Here is a 17451-nt window from a genome sequence, read left to right as displayed (position 1 = left end):
GAGGTAGCCATGAAACAAAATGGCGCGCTGAACACGCTTAAAGATATGGCTGAGAAAGAAGTCGACGATGCCGCGTTGCGGCTCGGCGAAATGCGCCGCGGTTGCCAGCAGGCGCAGGAGCAGCTGTCGATGCTGATGAATTATCAGCAGGAATATCGCAATAACCTGAATCAGACCATGACCCAGGGGATTGCCAGTAACCGCTGGGTCAATTACCAGCAGTTTATCCAGACGCTGGAGAAAGCGATTGAACAGCATCGCCTCCAGTTGACGCAGTGGAATAACAAAGTCGATCAGGCGCTCTCGTTCTGGAAAGAGAAAAAGCAGCGTCTTCAGGCCTGGCAAACGCTCCAGGACCGGCATGCCAGCGCGGCGATGCTGGCGGAAAACCGGCTCGATCAAAAAAGAATGGATGAATTTGCCCAGCGGGCATCAATGAGGAAAGGCGAATGATTACGTTGCCCAATGTTGTGCTGACCAGCGATGTCGACGCGACATCCCCTGGCGCCGGTCTGAAAGGCGTTGACGCGAAAGGCGGCGACGCGGCGCAGGATTTCCTGGCGCTGTTAGGCCAGCACTTTTCTGGCGAGCTGACGCTTGCGGACGGTAAAACGTTATCGCTCGCGCAGTTACAGGGCGCTGCCGGTAAAGAGACGCTGGCGGGTAAAACGCTGGCGGACGCGACGGCGACCCTGCCGGGCTCCCAGAGCGATCTGGCGCGTCTGCTTGATCAGCTGACCCGCGGCGACATCACGCCCGCCGATCTCTCGCTTGCCGCGGGCGATACGCAGGCCGTGACTGCCGCTGCGCAACCGACGCTGAAACCGGCCGGTCTTGACGATGATAAAAAGCTCAGCGATGAAGATATGGCCGCGTTAAGCGCCCTCTTCGCGATGCTGCCTCCTGCACAGCAGCCGAACGCGGCGCCTGCCGTGACGGCGCAGACGCAGGCACAGGGCGTCGCGGCGCTCAGCGCCAATGGCTTTAGCCCGGCGGCCACCCTGACGCAGGCGCTCGGCAACGCGAAAGGCGATGCCAAAACTAACGCCAAAACCGATGACGCCGCTACTCCGCTGACGGCCGCTGCGGCGACCGCGCCGGTGGTCAGCCAGACGGCGGCCGATGTCGTCGCTCCGGTGTCAACGCTTGATAAAACCGCTGCGGATGTCAGCAGCACGCAGCTGCCGCACAACCTGAACCTGCACGCGCAGGCGATGACTCCGTCAGCGGCAGGCCAGCAGACCAGCGCGCCGGTAATGACGATGCCGACCGCTCAGGTCACGGCGCCGTTCGGCACGCCGGACTGGCAGAACTCGGTAAGCCAGCACATTTCGCTGTTTACCCGCAATGGTCAGCAGAGCGCTGAACTGCACCTGCACCCTGAAGAGCTGGGCGCGGTACAGATTAGCCTTAAGATTGACGACAATATGGCGCAGGTACAGATGGTGTCGCCGCACAGCCACGTGCGCGCCGCCCTGGAAGCGGCGCTGCCGACCCTGCGCGCGCAGCTCGCGGAAAGCGGCATTCAGCTGGGCCAGAGCAGCATCAGCAGCGAAAACTTTAGCGGTCAGCAGCAGCAAAACAACCCGCAACAGTCTGGCTCATCCCGCGCTGGCAGCGGTTTTAGCCTCGGCGGTGAAGAAGAAGCGATTGCCGCTCCGGCAAGCCTTCAGGCAGCCGCTCGCGGCACTGGCGCGGTGGATATCTTTGCCTAACGCCAGAGGTAACGTGATTATTCCCGTTTTTTCCAGGCTTTGACTGCGCGCAGAGACGGGATAATCACTCTATCGCAGTACTGATACAGGAAACCCGAGTCTGATGACTGACAGCGCAATCACCAAAGGTAAAGGCCGTAAACGCTCCATCTGGATCCCGTTACTGGTCATTATAACTCTCGCTGCCTGTGCGACGGCAGGTTACAGCTACTGGCGTATGCAGCAGCATGGCACCACCGCGGCTAAAGCGGCGCCAGAACCGCCGCCGGCGCCGGTCTTTTTCGCCCTCGACACCTTTACGGTGAATCTGGGTGATGCCGATCGCGTGCTGTATGTCGGCATTACGCTGCGTCTGAAAGACGAAGCGACCCGTCAGCGCCTGAGCGACTATCTGCCGGAAGTGCGCAGCCGTCTGCTGCTGCTCTTCTCTCGTCAGGACGCCTCGCAACTGGCGACAGATGAGGGCAAACAGAAGCTGGTGGAAGCGATCAAACAGACGCTTTCCGAGCCGCTGGTGGCAGGACAACCGAAGCAGGTAGTGACTGACGTCCTCTACACTGCCTTTATTCTGCGGTAAAGCCATGGGCGACAGCATTCTTTCTCAAGCCGAAATCGATGCGCTGTTAAACGGCGACAGCGAGCAGAGCGCGGAACAGCAAGCGTCAGCGGGCGATGGCGACATCCGCCCCTACGATCCCAATACCCAGCGTCGCGTGGTGCGCGAGCGCCTCCAGGCGCTGGAGATTATCAACGAACGCTTCGCGCGCCAGTTCCGTATGGGATTGTTTAACCTGCTGCGCCGCAGTCCGGACATTACCGTGGGGGCGATTCGCATCCAGCCCTACCACGAGTTTGCCCGCAACCTGCCGGTGCCGACCAACCTTAACCTGATTCATTTAAAACCGCTGCGCGGCACCGGCCTGTTTGTGTTCTCGCCAAGCCTGGTGTTTATCGCGGTGGATAACCTGTTCGGCGGTGATGGCCGCTTCCCGACTAAAGTGGAAGGCCGCGAATTTACCCACACCGAACAGCGCGTCATCAACCGTATGCTCAAGCTGGCGCTTGAAGCCTACAGCGATGCGTGGAAAGCGATTAACCCGCTGGACGTAGAGTATGTGCGTTCAGAAATGCAGGTGAAGTTCACTAATATCACCACCTCGCCGAACGATATCGTGGTTAACACCCCGTTTCACGTCGAGATTGGTAACCTGACCGGCGAGTTTAATATCTGCCTGCCGTTCAGCATGATTGAGCCGCTGCGTGAAATGCTGGTCAACCCGCCGCTGGAAAACTCCCGTCAGGAAGACCAGCACTGGCGCGACAACCTGGTGCGCCAGGTACAGCACTCGGAGCTGGAGTTGATTGCCAACTTCGCCGAGATCCCGCTGCGACTGTCGAAGATCCTGAAGCTGAAGCCAGGCGACGTGCTGCCCATCGAGAAGCCGGATCGCATTCTGGTGCACGTAGATGGCGTGCCGGTTCTCACCAGCCAGTACGGCACCGTGAGCGGACAATATGCCCTGCGCGTTGAACATTTGATCAACCCAATTTTGAATTCGCTGAATGAGGAACAGCCCAATGAGTGACATTAACAAACCGTCCGATGAAAACGCAGGTGAAATGGACGATCTGTGGGCTGATGCACTGAAAGAACAAAAAAGCACCGGCGGTTCCGCAGACGATCTGTGGGCCGACGCGTTGAGCGAGCAGAAAACCGCAGGCAAAAGCTCCGCGGACAGCGTGTTCCGCGCGCTGGAAGGCGGCGACATGGTCGGCGCCCTGCAGGATATCAACCTGATTATGGATATCCCGGTGAAACTCACCGTGGAGCTGGGCCGCACCCGCATGACCATCAAAGAGCTGCTGCGTCTGACGCAGGGTTCCGTGGTGGCGCTGGACGGTCTCGCGGGTGAGCCGCTGGACATCCTGATCAACGGTTACCTGATTGCCCAGGGTGAAGTGGTGGTCGTCGCCGATAAATATGGCGTGCGTATCACCGATATCATCACCCCGTCAGAACGTATGCGTCGCCTGAGTCGTTAAATGAAAAATCAGACCACAGTTCAACAGCCGGCAATGCCCGACGCCGGCTCATCCTTAATCCAGGTCAGCGGCGCGTTAACGCTGATTATCATCTTCATTTTGCTGTTTGCCTGGATGGCAAAGCGTTTTGGCTTCACCGCTAAAACCGCCGGGATGCGTGGTCTGAAGCTTAACAGCAGCCTGAGCCTCGGGGCTCGGGAAAAGATTGTGATTGTCGAAGTGGAAGACGCCCGCCTGGTGCTGGGCGTGACCGCCACCTCGATTACGCCGCTGCACACCCTGCCGCCCGCGCCAGCCGCGCCGGAGCAGGAAACGATGCCAGCCGGTGAGTTCCAGAACCTGATGAAGAATCTGCTTAAGCGTAGCGGGAGAAAGTAATGCGTCGTTGGTTGAATCTTTCTTTCCTCGCGCTCGGCCTGATGGCCGCGCCGGCGATGGCACAACTGCCGGGTCTTGTCAGCCAGCCGATGTCCGGCGGCGGACAGAGCTGGTCGCTGCCGGTACAGACGCTGGTGTTTATCACCTCGCTGACGTTCCTGCCCGCCATTCTGTTAATGATGACCAGCTTTACGCGCATCATTATCGTTTTCGGCCTGCTGCGTAACGCGCTGGGCACCCCGTCCGCGCCGCCAAACCAGGTGCTGCTGGGCCTCGCGCTGTTCCTGACCTTTTTTATCATGTCGCCGGTTATCGATAAGATTTATACCGACGCCTATCAGCCGTTCAGCGAAAACAAAATTTCGATGGAAGTGGCTATTGAGCGCGGCTCGCAACCGCTGCGCGAATTTATGCTGCGCCAGACGCGTGAGGCGGATCTCGCGCTGTTCGCGAAGCTTGCCAATACCCAGCCGCTCCAGGGGCCGGAAGCGGTGCCGATGCGCATCCTGCTGCCCGCCTATGTGACGAGCGAGCTGAAAACCGCGTTCCAGATTGGCTTTACCGTATTCATTCCCTTCCTGATTATCGATCTGGTGGTGGCGAGCGTGCTGATGGCGCTCGGGATGATGATGGTGCCGCCGGCGTCTATCGCCCTGCCCTTCAAGCTGATGCTGTTCGTGCTGGTTGACGGCTGGCAGTTGCTTGTCGGTTCTCTTGCCCAAAGCTTTTACAGTTAACGAGGTGCATGATGACGCCAGAATCAGTCATGATGATGGGCACGGAAGCCATGAAAGTCGCGCTCGCGCTTGCCGCCCCGCTGCTGCTGGTCGCCCTGGTAACAGGTCTGTTTATTAGTATCCTGCAGGCGGCCACCCAGATTAACGAAATGACGCTCTCGTTCATTCCTAAAATTCTGGCGGTGTTTGTGGTGATGGTAACGGCAGGCCCGTGGATGCTTAATCTGCTGCTCGACTACATGCGCACCCTGTTTTCCAACCTGCCGTATATCATCGGCTGACGGCCGTTCCCATGCTGCAATTCACCAGCGACCAGTGGCTCCACTGGCTGACTTTGTACTTCTGGCCGCTGCTGCGCGTGCTGGCGCTTATCAGCACCGCGCCTATTCTGAGCGAGCGCGCCATCAGCATTCGCGTCAAAATCGGCCTTGCGCTGCTGATTACCATCGCGCTCGCGCCGAATATTCCCGGCAGCAACGTGCCGATTTTCTCGCTTGAAGGGCTGTGGCTGGGGCTGCAACAAATTCTTATCGGCATCGCCGTCGGGTTTACGATGCAGTTTGCGTTTGCCGCGGTGCGTACCGCAGGCGAGCTTATCGGCCTGCAAATGGGGCTGTCGTTCGCCACGTTCTTCGACCCGGGCAGCCGCCTGAATATGCCGGTGCTGGCGCGCTTTATCGATATGCTGGCGATGCTGCTGTTCCTGACGCTCAATGGCCACCTGTGGCTTATCTCCATTCTTGCCGATACGTTTCATACGCTGCCCATCAGCGGCGAGGCCATTAACAGCAATGCGTTTATGGCGCTGACGCGTGCCGGCAGCCTCATTTTCGTCAACGGCGTGATGCTGGCGCTGCCGCTTATCACGCTGCTGCTGGCGTTAAACCTGGCGCTCGGCCTGTTAAACCGCATGGCCCCGCAGCTGACCGTTTTCGCGATTGGCTTCCCGCTGACGCTGAGTATCGGGATTATCGTGATGGCGGCGTTAATGCCCTTAATAGCACCGTTCTGTGAACATTTATTCGCAGAAATATTTCACTTGTTGACTGATATCGTTAGCGAAATTCCGGCTAAAGGTTAACCCTCCATTTTTAATGGTCATCCTAAGGATATTCCTAATATGGAAAATATATTCTCGGGCTGACCATACATCCCAGGCGGAATTAATGATTTTACGCCTCTCACATAACCGGATCGCCTCTTTACTTTAAGAACTTTCCTGGCAAATTATACGTAACTTTACGGGATAGTTGGGGTCGCCTGAATGACTTCGATACCCGGCTGATACGATTCACGCTATCGGTCTGCGGTATGCCGTTTTACGCTTTCTTATCCCGTAATTGCTGGTCTTGGCAGAACGGCGGTCGTTCTCAGGCTGGTGGAGCAATCGTTGTGCTTTAACGGATAACGCGTTTAGTGAGGGTAGGCTATGTCAACGATTATTATGGATCTCTGCAGCTATACCAGGCTCGGGCTAACCGATTATTTATCATCGAGAGGAGTACGGAAAAGACAGATATTTCATGCTGATAGCGTGGGAAATCTGGAGCAAGCCTGTCAGGTACGCAAGCCCCATGTGGTGTTTATTAATGAAGACTGTTTTATTCACGATCCCGAGAGCAGTCAGCATATAAAGCACATCATTAATCAGCATCCCGGTACGTTATTTATCGTATTTATGGCGATTGCCAATATTCACTTCGATGAATATTTACGGGTGCGTAAGAATCTGTTAATTAGCTCTAAATCGATTAAACCGGAGTCGCTGGATGCCATTCTGGGAGATTATTTAACCAAAGATATGCAGTGCATCGGCAAAATCAGTTTGCCTACACTTTCTTTAAGCCGTACTGAATCCAGTATGCTGAGAATGTGGATGTCGGGCCAGGATACGATTCAGATTTCCGATCAGATGAATATTAAGGCCAAGACCGTTTCGTCTCATAAAGGCAATATAAAACGTAAAATCAAGACCCATAATAAGCAAGTGATCTATCATGTCGTACGGTTGACCGATAACGTCACTAACGGCATTTTTGTGAATATGCGCTAACGCAGCACGTTAATTTTTATCCTGTACCCTACGCTTGAGTTCTGGCGCTCGCCGGAACGGTAAATGAATTTTCCATCGTATCGCCGCGGCGAGGATTTTCATCGCCCAAAAAATGACGCCGCCCTTATTAACGGGGCGGCGTTATTATAAGCCAGACGTATGACGCGTTATTCCACCTTTTCGACAAATATCCCGTCCGGGTGATCTTTTTCATTAAAGAACCATATCCCCAGCGGATAATCCTCCAGTGAAACCAGATACATGGTGCCTTCATTAAAAGGCTCGACGGCCAGCACCACGCCCGGGCGGCGCGGCCCGCCATCCGTCTTGACGGTAACACGATCGTTAACGTTCATAACTGCTCCTCTTATTACTATTGAGCCAGTGTAGAACAAAACCGCTTTGCTGGCACCGGGCGCGTGGTTGCGCGCACGCGCCTGGCTATACTTGTAGGGATGGGGCCGCCGGAGGTAAGTGCCATGAAACTGCAATATCCCACGCCAGACGCGCCGCAGGCCGATATCGACGCCCTGCTGGGCGCGATTGAGGTCATCAGCGAGCACGAGCAGCGCACGCCAGACAGTGTCTCCTCGGCGCAGGCGGATGCGCACAGGCAGGATGCGTGTCGGGAGCTGGGCGAAGAGTTTGAACTGGATATCCGCGACGCGGGGCCGAGCGAAGTGAACCGTTGAGCATAAAAATATTCCGGCCTGGGGAGCCGGGATAAGCTTGCGAAAGCAAGAAGCACTTAAAATTCGTTACACCAGGGAAACTGATGTCGATGAACAACATACCGCAAAATTTTTACAGCACAAGGATATATTCTGCTGGTGAATAATACGCTGCTAATATTATTGGCGGATATATTCACTGCAAGCCAACAACCGCGCGCCTTCCATGGAATCGATCCCGGAATACCCCTGCAAACGAGGCCGATTAATTGAGATTTTTCCTGGTTAACGGCGGGATCCCCGGCGCACAAAAAAGGAGCCGCTATGGCGCATCTTAATGACGATTTGCTGGTGATTACCGATCTCGACGGCACCTTGCTCGATCCCAACACACATGAATGGGAGCCTGCGCAGGCGTGGCTTACACGGTTAATCGACCACCAGGTGCCGGTCGTGCTCTCAAGCACCAAAACGGCGGCAGAGATTATCGCGCTGCAAGAGTCGCTCGGTTTACAGGGTCAGCCGTTTATCGCCGAGAATGGCGCGATTATTCAGCTTGATGCCCGCTGGGAGGAGAGTCCCGACTTCCCTCGCCTGCTTAACGGCGTGCCGCATGATGAAATTCTTGCGGTGATCAACCGCCTGCGCGACGAGCACGGTTATAAGCTCTTCTGCTTTAGCGATGTGGATGACAAAACCATCGCCGAATGGACGGGCCTCAGCCCGAAGCTCGCCGCGATGGCGAACCTGCTGGAAGCTTCAGAAACGGTTATCTGGCGCGACAGCGATGAAAACCTGGCGCGTTTTACCGCAAGCCTTGAGGCGCTCGGCTTAATGATGCTGGAAGGCGGTCGTTTCTGGCACGTGCTGGACGCGCGCGGCGGCAAGGGCCAGGCGGTGAACTGGCTTAAAGAGCAATACCGCCAGCGTGAAGGCAGGCTGCGCACCACGCTCGGGCTTGGCGACGGCCCGGATGACGCCTCACTGCTTGATAATGTCGATTTCGCCGTGGTGGTGAAGGGGCTCAGCCGCCAGGGCGTGAGCCTGAAAAATAACGATCCGCAACGCGTTTATCATACGCAGGAGAGCGGCCCGGCGGGTTTTCGTGAAGGGCTTGATCACTTTCTGGGTAAGGGATAAGCCTTACCCTTCGTCACACACCTGATTGCGTCCGCGCTGTTTCGCCAGGTAGAGGCGGTGGTCCGCTATCGACTGTAAATGCTCGAAATCGTAATCGCCGTCGCGTCTGGCCTCGCTGACCCCCACGGAAACGCTGATGCGAATCGTGGTGTCGGGCCGCACCAGAATCTCCTGGCTGTTAATGCGCTGGCGGATACGCTCCGCCACCATACGCGCGCCCTCCGGCGGCGTGCCCGGCAGGATAATACAAAACTCCTCGCCCCCGACGCGCCCGGCGATATCCTCCGCGCGCAGCGCGCGGCTTAGCATCCCCGCCGCCCACGTCAGCACTTTATCCCCCGCCTGATGGCCGAAGCGGTCGTTGATGCTTTTAAAATGATCGAGATCGAGCTGGATAACCGAGAAGGGCTGGTGCTGCGCCTCGCACGCTTTGGCGGCAAGCCGCGCCCGCTCAAAGAACGCGCCGCGGTTATAGAGCCGGGTGAGCGTGTCATACCAGGCGCGCCACTTCAGGGAGCGCTGCATGGTCAGCATATTGCGTACCATCCCCACGATCACACGCCAGGAGATAAACAGCATAGCGGTAAAGAGCAGCCACAGCAGGCCGAGCACCATCGCCACCTTGCCGAATCTACCCTCGGCGCTCTGTGAGACGGTGGTGACTTTCACCAGCACGCCGTCGAAATAATCAAGCTTCGCCCAGGTGATAAAGCGGGTATCCATGCGCGCGTCGCCTTCGTTCCCGCTCTCCATCTGACGCGCGAGCGTCGCTTTCTCCTGCGGGCTGAAGCGTAGCGTGTCATCCATGCCGGATGAGGTGGTGGAGATAAGGCTTAACTGACGGTCAAACAGCATGATTTCGCCGCCCGCTTCGTCATTGTCCAGCGCGTTTTTCAGGAAATCGCGCATCGCGCTGATGGGAAAATCCATCGCCAGCACGCCGAACCAGCGGCCATCGTCGTCAAGCGGAATACTGGCGGTGACGCGCTGTCCCGACGGCATGCTCGGGTCACGGCTGTGCAGCCAGCGTACGCCGCGCGCCGGGTTCAGCCGCAGCGCATGGCCAAGAAACCAGCGGCTGCTGACCTGCTCGTAATATTGCTCCGGGATGCGCCCGTGGCCGTAGAACGGCAGGCTGGTGAGGTAGAACCCGGCGCGGGAAACATAATAGGTCCGCATTTCAGGCCGTTCATTACGGCTGTCGGCAATGCTCAGCATATGCCCGAGCGCCAGGGTCGCGTTGAGCTCGTTGTGCAGCAGCGCATCGTCGCGCTTAAGCAGCGTGCTCTCACTGACAAATTCATCCGACACGCCTTTGATAACCAGCGCATGGTCACGGGCTGCAGGCAGCACCCAGGCGGCGGCGTGGCGGTGCGCCTGGAAGGACGCCATTGTCGTGTCGGTCTCCGGCCCCTCCAGCAGATTGTGCATGGCATAGCGCATCCCGGCGCGATAAAACAGCAGCTTGTCGACGCTGTATTGCAGGTTGCGATCCATTGAAGTGGCGATAGTGTCCAGCTGGTTACGCTGGGAAGAAATAAACGCGTCCTGCAATATCACCCCTTCACGCCAGGTCAGGAGCGTGGAGAAGATAAAGACGGCGCAAAAGCAGAGGTTGACGACCCGAATTGGGTTTTTGGTCCGCCAGCGGCTGATGAGGATCTTGTCAGGCACGTCAGACTCCCTGTACTGATAAAGGCTCGACTCATTGAGGCATAGTGAAGGTCAGGCGGCTCCGATAATACCAGGCGGCGCGGATATTAAAAGTGTGGCCGGTTTTTTAAATATTGTCGCCTTGAAAGCACAAGGATGTCGTTGATCTGTTGCAGGATGAGGGGAGAATGAAAACGCCCGGCACGCTGGCCGGGCATTATTTCAACGACGCTCTTCGCGAGACTGTCTTTCACCGGGAAGCAGTTCGTCTTCACGAAACGCCTCCCGCTGCACGCCGTAACCGTCATACCATCGGCACTCAACCATGCCGCTTGAATAGCCGGTGACGACCATGCGTTGACCGCTGTTTTTGCGCTGAACTTCATCGCTGACCAAAAAGACCATAACCGCCTCCTTTATCAGTGTGAAAACATTCAGAAGATAGTCAACGCGCGCGATTTTCGCCTGTGGTCGTTAAATAATCAGGAATATTCTCAGTGTGCCGGTTTACCGCGCAGCCGCCCGATAAACTTGACCACCGCCAGCACCACGGCGCCGATAATAAAACCAAGCACCAGGTTCAACACCGTCGGCATCACCGCCGCGCCAACACCGCCGAGGCCGTGTGCCCAGTGTTCGATGACGTGATGCAGCGGCGCGACGCCATGCACCACAATACCGCCGCCCACCAGAAACATCGCGACGGTGCCGAGAACGGAGAGAATTTTCATCAGCCACGGCGCCGCGACCAGCAGCCCTTTACCGACGCCACGCGCCAGCGCCGAGCGCTTGTCGGCGAGCCAGTAACCCATATCGTCGAGCTTCACGATAACCCCGACGATACCGTACACGCCAATGGTGACCAGAAGCGCGATGCCGCTCAGCACCAGCACCTGGCTTAACAGCGGCTCTTCCGCCACGATACCAAGCGTAATGGCGACGATTTCCGCCGAGAGGATAAAGTCAGTGCGCACTGCGCCTTTGACTTTATCGCGCTCGTAAACTTTCGGGTCCTGTTTCGCTATCTCATTGAGACGTTGCTGTTTCTGCTCCGGCGTCTCTTTATGTTTGCGCGCGTGCAGGCTATGCAGCACTTTTTCCACACCTTCGAAACAGAGAAACGCGCCGCCGACCATCAGCAACGGCGTAATCGCCCAGGGCGCGAAGGCGCTGATGATGAGCGCCAGCGGCACGAGAATCACTTTATTGAGCAGCGAGCCTTTCGCCACGGCCCAGACCACCGGCAGCTCGCGGTTGGCGCGCACGCCGGTGACCTGCTGCGCATTAAGGGAGAGATCGTCGCCCAGCACCCCTGCGGTCTTTTTTGCCGCGAGTTTTCCCATCATTGAGACATCGTCCAGCAGCGTGGCGATATCGTCCAGCAGCGTTAATAAACTACTTCCGGCCAAAATTTCATTCCTTCGTGTTGTGATTCTGGAGAGTTAAGTATGGAGCAAAAGGCTGAACCCTGAAACTACCACCTTCTGTCAACGCAAAATTAACTTAAGCGAAACAATTAAAAACCTCGCCTCTGCAATAATTTTAGCGTTCACTATAAGCGTTCTTTATTTCACGTCGTGAGGGAGTATGCGTTTCGGTCGAGTTTTACCGCTTTTGGGCGCGCTGTTCGCGCTGTATATCATCTGGGGTTCCACCTATTTTGCGATAGCGGTCGGCGTGAAAAGCTGGCCGCCGTTTCTGATGGCGGGCGTGCGCTTTCTCTGCGCGGGCGTGCTGCTGCTGAGTGTCCTGTTGCTGACGGGCCATAAGTTGCCGGCGCGCCGCCCGATGCTGAACGCGGCGCTGATTGGCGTGTTGCTGCTGGCGGTAGGCAACGGCTTCGTGACGGTCGCCGAGCACCAGCATGTGCCTTCCGGCATCGCCGCCGTGATGGTGGCGACCGTACCGCTGTTCGCCCTCGTGTTCAGCCGCTTTTTCGGCATTCAGACCCGCAAGCTGGAGTGGCTCGGCGTGGCCATCGGTCTTGCAGGTATCGTGCTGCTAAACAGCGGCGGCAACCTGAGCGGCAACCCGTGGGGCGCGCTGCTGATCCTTATTGGCTCGCTAAGCTGGGCGTTTGGGTCGGTTTACGGTTCACGTATTGAACTGCCTGTCGGGATGATGGCGGGCGCGATTGAGATGCTCGCGGCGGGCCTGGTATTGTTAGTGGCCTCGCTGCTTACCGGCGAGCGGATGACCGCCATGCCCGATCTCTCCGGCTTCCTGGCGGTAGGTTATCTGGCGCTGTTTGGCTCGGTTATCGCCATCAGCGCCTATATGTATCTTATCCGCAACGTCTCGCCAGCGGTCGCCACCAGTTACGCCTACGTGAATCCGGTGGTGGCGGTGCTGCTCGGCACCGGTTTTGGCGGCGAGAGCCTCTCATCTGTCGAATGGCTTGCGCTTGGGGTGATTATTCTGGCGGTGCTGCTGGTGACGCTCGGCAAATATTTACTGCCGGGGAAACCGGTGGTGAAACCCTGCCCTGTCGAGAAGTAACGCTTAACCAGCGGGCGGCGCGGGCCGCTCGCCTTCCCGGGCGTGAATGCCCTGGAAGTCTATCTCCGCATGCGCCCCGCCGCTGCAAATCCACTCCTCCAGCCGTTCGGCGAGGGCCGCGTCCGAAAGCTTCTCGCGCCCTCGCAACGCGCATTCCCAGACCAGCAGCACCCGCCAGCCCCCGGCCAGCAGCGTCGCCACATCGCGTTTATCGCGCGTCACGTTTTTGCCGATTTTATCGAGCCAGAATTCGGTGCGGGTGGCGGGCACTTTAAAGAGATAACAGTGGTGGTGATGCCAGAAACAGCCGTGGGTGAAGATGACGCAGCGGTAGTCGTCGAGCACGAAATCCGGACGCCCGGCAAGCGCGGCGTCCTGGACGCGGAAGGTAAAGCCCTGCTCCGTCAGCAGCGCGCCGAGCCGCTTTTCGATGGCGGTATCGCGGGTGGCGATAGCGCGCATGTTTTTACTGCGAATGGCTTTGCTATGAACGTCCGCCATCGGTTTTCTCCTGACGCAGGCGCACCGCCTGCGCGATGCGCGGACGCAGCAGCTGCGCGACCGCCGCGAACGCGGGCACGACGACCGAGTTGCCAAACTGGCGATAGGCCTGCGTATCGGAAACCGGAATTCGAAACGCGTGGCCCTGCGGCGCTTCAAAGCCCATCAGGCGCGCGCACTCGCGCGGCGTCAGGCGGCGCGGACGACGCTGCTGGTTGATGGCATCGTCAAAATCTTTCTCGCCAAGCGCTTTATCCCAGCCGCGATCGACCAGGATCTCCGCGCCATCTTTGTAATAGCGCGCCGACAGCGTGCGCGCCACGCTGGAGGGGTTCAGCGGATTCACCAGCCCATAGCCGAAGCCGTTGCCCTTCGCCTGATGTTTCTGGGCGTAACGGTAAAGGTATTTCCACAACGTCGGCGTCAGCACGTAGCGGGCGTCTACGGTCGGGTCGAGCAACTCGCCAAACGCCGGTCGCCGCGCCGGGTAAAATTCCGGCAGCGCGCGCAGCGTAAACCCCTCATGAAGATTCAGGTCGCGGCGAAAGCCCACCAGCACGATGCGCTCGCGGTGCTGGGGCAGAAAATGTTTGCCGTCGATAATTTTCGGATCGTCCGGGCCCATCTCCGCGGCATCCGCCACTTCATAGCCCAGCTCATCCAGCGTCTGCATGATGATGCGAAACGTGTTGCCCTTATCGTGGCTCTTAAGGTTTTTCACGTTTTCCAGCACGAAAATCGCGGGCTGACGCGCGGCGATAATGCGTACCACGTCGAAAAACAGCGTGCCCTGCGTTTCGCAGGCAAAACCGTGCGCGCGGCCCAGCGCGTTTTTCTTCGAGACGCCAGCGAGCGAAAACGGCTGGCACGGAAAGCCCGCCAGCAGAACGTCGTGCTGCGGGATCTGCGCGCGGATATGCTCGGCGGCGGCCTCGTCGCTGACATCGGGCCGGTGGCTTAGCGTCACATCGCGAATATCTTCGTTGAACTGATGCTGTTGCGGGTCGCAATACCAGTTGGCCTTGTAGGTGCGCACCGCGTGTTTATTCCACTCGCTGGTAAAGACGCACTGGCCGCCCGCGGCTTCAAAGCCGCTACGAATGCCGCCAATACCGGCGAAAAGATCGATAAAGCGAAAGGCGTAGTTCGGATGATGGCGCGGCGGCGTGGGGAGCAGCGTCAGGAGACGGCGGTATTCGCCGGGGCTGAGGCGCGCGCCGTCAGGGTGAAGCTGCTGGCGTTTCAGCCGGGCGCGGCTCCAGCGCTTCTCGCCGACGTCGTTTAATATAGCCACCAGCGTTTTGGTGTCGTAAATCTCCAGCACTTTTTGCAGCAGCGTGTGCGCGCTCAGCGCGGGGGCGGCGTCATCCTCCGCGCCCGTCAGTACGTCCTCAATAACAGAGTGATTTTCGAGCATTGCGTTAGCCATACAGATCCGATATCTGACAGAGTAACACACTTTGGGCCGGGGCTGCGGTTAAGGCGTCACCTGAATAAAGCGGCGCAGTACCGCTTCGTCGAGCTGGCAGTAGTCGCCTTTAAGCTCGGCGCAGAGCTTCGCCATATAGTGAACGAGAAAATCGGCGTTATGCCGCGCGAGCGCTCTGCCCGCCTCGGTTTGCATGGTGGAAGGCAGCGTCAGCAGCTTTTTCTGGAAGTGATCGAGCGCCCAGGCGGTATCGTCGAGCTCGCGATCGCTGGCGAGCGGATCGTCACTGTCAAACAGCGCCCGGCCCAGCGCGCCTGAGACATAAAAGACGCGCGCGAGACCAATCGCGCCGAGCGATTCAAGCCGGTCGGCGTCCTGCACGACTTTCGCCTCGAACGTCTCGGGTCTGATGCCTGCGCTGAAGCTGTGCGCCCGCACCGCGTGGGCTACGGCGTCATACTCCTCACGCGGAAAATCAGGAAAGTGGGTTTCCAGAATGCGCAGCGTCTCCTGCGCCGCGAGCGTCGAGGCCAGATGGCGCTGCGGATGGTTTTTCGGCAGGTTGACGATATCGTGGAAATAACAGGCCGTCAGCACGACCCGTCGGTTAGCTTCGCTGCCCGCCATGATCTGCTGAGCCGTTTTCCAGACGCGGCGAAAATGCGCGACATCATGGGCTTTATCATCCTGATTCCAGCTGTGATGCAGCCATTCTTCAAAACGCTGCTGCCAGTGGGTTAGCGACATAGAGACTCCTTTTGCGCGGGACACCCGGTTTGTTTCTGTAATGCAGATCACAAAATTAGCATGGTTTGCGCACCTTTGCGCGCGGCGTCGCGCTCCTTTTTGCCGTGTGATATGCGCTCTGCCTGCAAGTCATATTAATAAGATAATGCGTTCATAACGTGCGGCAGTGGCATCAGGGACACCTGACGCATAAGAGAATGTTTTTTAGCGCAGATGATAAATTTACCGTTGTGAAGCGGTTATTTATCCGGTTTCGCACCCCTTCTGTTTTCCGAAAAATAGTTATCGCCTTAATCGTTCAAGGGGCAATTATCTTAACGTTATCCTCAACGCGGATCTCACTCTTATTATCGCCGTGGCATCGCATCAGCGCTGGCGTGACGGGCCTTGCGACTGTTGATTATGGAAGAGTGTTTTTCTCAACAACATTTATTCCTGTTTTAATCTATTTACCAAGCCAATGAAATATAAATTTAAATAGAAACCATGAATTATTTAAAAAGAAGAAACCGCAATGGCGGAAAATAATTTTTGTGGCGATTTTTCATTCTGCTAATATGCGTGCCGCGGACGATACTCCGCTACGTCATTCATTTACACCATTCATTGATATTATTTATGACGATAAGGAAATTGATAATGAAAAGAAAAGTACTGGCTCTTGTTGTACCCGCATTATTGTTAGCAGGCGCTGCCAACGCCGCAGAAGTTTATAATAAAGACGGTAATAAACTCGACCTGTTCGGCAAAGTCGATGCGCGTCACACGTTTTCTGATAACCCGGGCGATGATGGCGACGGCACCTATCTGGAATTCGGCTTTAAAGGCGAAACCCAAATCACTAACGCGCTGACCGGCTATGGCATGTGGAACTACAAAATCATGGCCAACAGCACCGAAGACAGCAACACCTCCTATAACAAACTGGCGTTCGCCGGTCTGAAATATGGCGATTACGGCTCTTTCGATTATGGCCGTAACTATGGCGTGATTTATGACGTTGAAGCCTGGACCGATATGCTGCCGGTGTTCGGCGGCGACTCCTACACCTATAGCGATAACTATATGGTTGGCCGCGGCAACGGGATGGCTACGTATCGCAACACCGACTTCTTCGGCATGGTAGACGGCCTGAATTTCGCGCTGCAATACCAGGGCAATAACGAAGATGACGGCAACGGAAACGAAGGCACCGCCAGCGGTCACGACGTGCAGAGCCAGAACGGCGACGGCTTCGGTCTGTCTACCACCTACGATTTCGGGATGGGCTTTAGCGCGTCCGCCGCCTACTCCACCGCCGATCGTACCGAGAAACAGGTCAACTATGGCCGTGGCGACACCATCGTCGCTGGCGGCGATCGCGCTGACGCGTGGGCGACCGGCCTGAAATATGACGCTAACGATATCTATCTGGCTGCGACCTATGCTGAAACCCGCAACATGACGCCGTATGGCGACAGCGTCGGCATCGCCAACAAAACGCAGAACATCGAAATCGTGGCGCAGTATCAGTTCGATTTTGGCCTGCGTCCGTCGCTGGCTTACCTGCAATCCCGCGGTAAAGACCTGTGGTATGCCGGTAAGTACCAGGATAACGATCTGGTGAAATACGCGGATGTCGGCGCCAGCTGGTATCTCAATAAAAACTTCCTCACCTATGTCGATTACAAAATCAACCTGCTGGATGAGGATGACGACTTCTATAAAGACAACGGCATCGCCACCGATGACATTGTCGGCATCGGCATGGTGTATCAGTTCTGATCCCGCTTCTGCCCTTTCAGGCCCGCCGCGTGCGGGCCTTTTTATTTTGCGGCTTCTTCGCGCGCGCCTGCACTCTCCCCTTTACCGGATGACGGACGGGCGCTATAGTGTGCCAGGACTG

At 57.1% G+C, this 17451-nt stretch carries 21 protein-coding genes; 14 read left to right on the top strand and 7 right to left on the bottom strand.

From position 1 onward, the window contains the following. Window positions 1-9 precede the first annotated feature (9 nt). From fliJ to rcsA, 10 genes are all read left to right on the top strand, one after another. A complete protein-coding gene (gene fliJ, locus AFK63_RS05830) occupies window positions 10-453 on the top strand; it encodes a flagellar export protein FliJ (RefSeq protein WP_038862138.1) in 444 nt (147 codons plus the stop codon). After that, a complete protein-coding gene (gene fliK, locus AFK63_RS05825; protein ID WP_038862135.1) occupies window positions 450-1715 on the top strand; it encodes a flagellar hook length control protein FliK in 1266 nt (421 codons plus the stop codon). The genes fliJ and fliK overlap by 4 nt, the downstream gene beginning before the upstream one ends. Before the next feature lie 103 nt (window positions 1716-1818). Continuing rightward, complete coding sequence (gene fliL, locus AFK63_RS05820) at window positions 1819-2292, top strand: flagellar basal body-associated protein FliL (protein WP_038862132.1); 474 nt, start codon at window positions 1819-1821, stop codon at window positions 2290-2292. Window positions 2293-2296: 4 nt separating this feature from the next. After that, window positions 2297-3301: a flagellar motor switch protein FliM gene (fliM, locus tag AFK63_RS05815; protein WP_038862130.1), complete on the top strand. Its 1005-nt coding sequence runs from the start codon at window positions 2297-2299 to the stop codon at window positions 3299-3301. After that, window positions 3294-3758, top strand: a complete 465-nt coding sequence (gene fliN / locus AFK63_RS05810; RefSeq protein ID WP_038862128.1) for a flagellar motor switch protein FliN — start codon at window positions 3294-3296, stop codon at window positions 3756-3758. The genes fliM and fliN overlap by 8 nt, the downstream gene beginning before the upstream one ends. Beyond that, the gene (gene fliO, locus AFK63_RS05805; RefSeq protein WP_038862125.1) at window positions 3759-4136 is read left to right on the top strand and encodes a flagellar biosynthetic protein FliO; all 378 of its coding nucleotides are present in this window, start codon (window positions 3759-3761) and stop codon (window positions 4134-4136) included. Continuing rightward, entirely contained in the window at window positions 4136-4873 is a 738-nt protein-coding gene (gene fliP / locus AFK63_RS05800) for a flagellar type III secretion system pore protein FliP (protein ID WP_038862123.1), read from the top strand. The genes fliO and fliP overlap by 1 nt, the downstream gene beginning before the upstream one ends. 11 nt (window positions 4874-4884) lie before the next feature. Continuing rightward, complete coding sequence (gene fliQ, locus AFK63_RS05795) at window positions 4885-5154, top strand: flagellar biosynthesis protein FliQ (RefSeq protein ID WP_038862121.1); 270 nt, start codon at window positions 4885-4887, stop codon at window positions 5152-5154. Between the two features lie 11 nt (window positions 5155-5165). Continuing rightward, window positions 5166-5954: a flagellar biosynthetic protein FliR gene (fliR, locus tag AFK63_RS05790; RefSeq protein WP_038862119.1), complete on the top strand. Its 789-nt coding sequence runs from the start codon at window positions 5166-5168 to the stop codon at window positions 5952-5954. 348 nt (window positions 5955-6302) lie between these two features. After that, complete coding sequence (gene rcsA, locus AFK63_RS05785) at window positions 6303-6926, top strand: transcriptional regulator RcsA (protein ID WP_038862117.1); 624 nt, start codon at window positions 6303-6305, stop codon at window positions 6924-6926. 167 nt (window positions 6927-7093) lie between these two features. Here the strand turns inward: rcsA and dsrB are convergent, their stop codons facing one another. Beyond that, entirely contained in the window at window positions 7094-7282 is a 189-nt protein-coding gene (gene dsrB / locus AFK63_RS21545) for a protein DsrB (RefSeq protein ID WP_038862114.1), read from the bottom strand. A 123-nt stretch (window positions 7283-7405) separates the two neighbouring features. On the opposite strand from dsrB, the gene AFK63_RS21540 reads away from it, so the two are divergent. Together AFK63_RS21540 and AFK63_RS05770 are read left to right on the top strand one after the other, a co-directional pair. Next, a complete protein-coding gene (locus AFK63_RS21540; protein WP_038862111.1) occupies window positions 7406-7618 on the top strand; it encodes a DUF2525 domain-containing protein in 213 nt (70 codons plus the stop codon). A 303-nt stretch (window positions 7619-7921) separates the two neighbouring features. Next, window positions 7922-8737, top strand: a complete 816-nt coding sequence (locus tag AFK63_RS05770; protein ID WP_038862109.1) for a mannosyl-3-phosphoglycerate phosphatase-related protein — start codon at window positions 7922-7924, stop codon at window positions 8735-8737. Window positions 8738-8740: 3 nt separating this feature from the next. On the opposite strand, the gene dgcQ is transcribed toward AFK63_RS05770, so the two are convergent. The 3 genes from dgcQ to AFK63_RS05755 form a co-directional block, all read right to left on the bottom strand. After that, the gene (gene dgcQ, locus AFK63_RS05765) at window positions 8741-10411 is read right to left on the bottom strand and encodes a cellulose biosynthesis regulator diguanylate cyclase DgcQ (RefSeq protein WP_050568133.1); all 1671 of its coding nucleotides are present in this window, start codon (window positions 10409-10411) and stop codon (window positions 8741-8743) included. A gap of 201 nt (window positions 10412-10612) precedes the next feature. Next, complete coding sequence (locus tag AFK63_RS05760; RefSeq protein ID WP_038862107.1) at window positions 10613-10795, bottom strand: YodC family protein; 183 nt, start codon at window positions 10793-10795, stop codon at window positions 10613-10615. An 89-nt stretch (window positions 10796-10884) separates the two neighbouring features. After that, window positions 10885-11799: a DUF808 family protein gene (locus AFK63_RS05755; protein WP_038862104.1), complete on the bottom strand. Its 915-nt coding sequence runs from the start codon at window positions 11797-11799 to the stop codon at window positions 10885-10887. Between the two features lie 178 nt (window positions 11800-11977). Between AFK63_RS05755 and yedA the strand changes: the two genes are divergently transcribed. Beyond that, window positions 11978-12889, top strand: coding sequence for a drug/metabolite exporter YedA (yedA, locus tag AFK63_RS05750; RefSeq protein WP_038862102.1), 912 nt, complete (start codon window positions 11978-11980; stop codon window positions 12887-12889). Between the two features lie 3 nt (window positions 12890-12892). Here yedA and AFK63_RS05745 read toward each other — a convergent pair whose 3' ends face one another. Genes AFK63_RS05745 through AFK63_RS05735 form a run of 3 tightly spaced genes read right to left on the bottom strand, consistent with a single transcriptional unit; the run spans window position 12893 to window position 15566 of the window. After that, window positions 12893-13390, bottom strand: a complete 498-nt coding sequence (locus AFK63_RS05745; RefSeq protein WP_038862100.1) for a very short patch repair endonuclease — start codon at window positions 13388-13390, stop codon at window positions 12893-12895. After that, window positions 13374-14807 carry a DNA cytosine methyltransferase gene (locus AFK63_RS05740; protein ID WP_144420919.1) on the bottom strand — a complete coding sequence of 478 codons (1434 nt, stop codon included), beginning with the start codon at window positions 14805-14807 and terminating at the stop codon, window positions 13374-13376. The genes AFK63_RS05745 and AFK63_RS05740 overlap by 17 nt, the downstream gene beginning before the upstream one ends. A 60-nt stretch (window positions 14808-14867) precedes the next feature. After that, window positions 14868-15566: a phosphohydrolase gene (locus AFK63_RS05735; RefSeq protein WP_038862098.1), complete on the bottom strand. Its 699-nt coding sequence runs from the start codon at window positions 15564-15566 to the stop codon at window positions 14868-14870. Window positions 15567-16205: 639 nt separating this feature from the next. On the opposite strand from AFK63_RS05735, the gene ompC reads away from it, so the two are divergent. Then, complete coding sequence (gene ompC, locus AFK63_RS05730; RefSeq protein WP_038862095.1) at window positions 16206-17330, top strand: porin OmpC; 1125 nt, start codon at window positions 16206-16208, stop codon at window positions 17328-17330. Window positions 17331-17451: the final 121 nt, after the last annotated feature.

It is taken from the genome of Cronobacter muytjensii ATCC 51329 (genome assembly GCF_001277195.1).
GTDB classification, from domain to species: domain Bacteria; phylum Pseudomonadota; class Gammaproteobacteria; order Enterobacterales; family Enterobacteriaceae; genus Cronobacter; species Cronobacter muytjensii.
Note: the sequence above shows the minus strand (reverse complement) of the source record. Positions and strands in the feature narration are given on the sequence as shown.

Bases quoted from the DNA above. Each gene is read 5' to 3' on its own strand.
- fliO (WP_038862125.1), top strand. From the start codon at position 3,759: ATGAAAAATCAGACCACAGTTCAACAGCCGGCAATGCCCGACGCCGGC.
- fliP (WP_038862123.1), top strand. From the start codon at position 4,136: ATGCGTCGTTGGTTGAATCTTTCTTTCCTCGCGCTCGGCCTGATGGCC.
- fliN (WP_038862128.1), top strand. From the start codon at position 3,294: ATGAGTGACATTAACAAACCGTCCGATGAAAACGCAGGTGAAATGGAC.
- fliK (WP_038862135.1), top strand. From the start codon at position 450: ATGATTACGTTGCCCAATGTTGTGCTGACCAGCGATGTCGACGCGACA.
- fliR (WP_038862119.1), top strand. From the start codon at position 5,166: ATGCTGCAATTCACCAGCGACCAGTGGCTCCACTGGCTGACTTTGTAC.
- fliJ (WP_038862138.1), top strand. From the start codon at position 10: ATGAAACAAAATGGCGCGCTGAACACGCTTAAAGATATGGCTGAGAAA.
- rcsA (WP_038862117.1), top strand. From the start codon at position 6,303: ATGTCAACGATTATTATGGATCTCTGCAGCTATACCAGGCTCGGGCTA.
- fliL (WP_038862132.1), top strand. From the start codon at position 1,819: ATGACTGACAGCGCAATCACCAAAGGTAAAGGCCGTAAACGCTCCATC.
- ompC (WP_038862095.1), top strand. From the start codon at position 16,206: ATGAAAAGAAAAGTACTGGCTCTTGTTGTACCCGCATTATTGTTAGCA.
- yedA (WP_038862102.1), top strand. From the start codon at position 11,978: ATGCGTTTCGGTCGAGTTTTACCGCTTTTGGGCGCGCTGTTCGCGCTG.
- AFK63_RS05770 (WP_038862109.1), top strand. From the start codon at position 7,922: ATGGCGCATCTTAATGACGATTTGCTGGTGATTACCGATCTCGACGGC.
- fliM (WP_038862130.1), top strand. From the start codon at position 2,297: ATGGGCGACAGCATTCTTTCTCAAGCCGAAATCGATGCGCTGTTAAAC.
- AFK63_RS21540 (WP_038862111.1), top strand. From the start codon at position 7,406: ATGAAACTGCAATATCCCACGCCAGACGCGCCGCAGGCCGATATCGAC.
- AFK63_RS05760 (WP_038862107.1), bottom strand. From the start codon at position 10,795: ATGGTCTTTTTGGTCAGCGATGAAGTTCAGCGCAAAAACAGCGGTCAA.
- AFK63_RS05735 (WP_038862098.1), bottom strand. From the start codon at position 15,566: ATGTCGCTAACCCACTGGCAGCAGCGTTTTGAAGAATGGCTGCATCAC.
- fliQ (WP_038862121.1), top strand. From the start codon at position 4,885: ATGACGCCAGAATCAGTCATGATGATGGGCACGGAAGCCATGAAAGTC.
- AFK63_RS05740 (WP_144420919.1), bottom strand. From the start codon at position 14,807: ATGCTCGAAAATCACTCTGTTATTGAGGACGTACTGACGGGCGCGGAG.
- AFK63_RS05745 (WP_038862100.1), bottom strand. From the start codon at position 13,390: ATGGCGGACGTTCATAGCAAAGCCATTCGCAGTAAAAACATGCGCGCT.
- dsrB (WP_038862114.1), bottom strand. From the start codon at position 7,282: ATGAACGTTAACGATCGTGTTACCGTCAAGACGGATGGCGGGCCGCGC.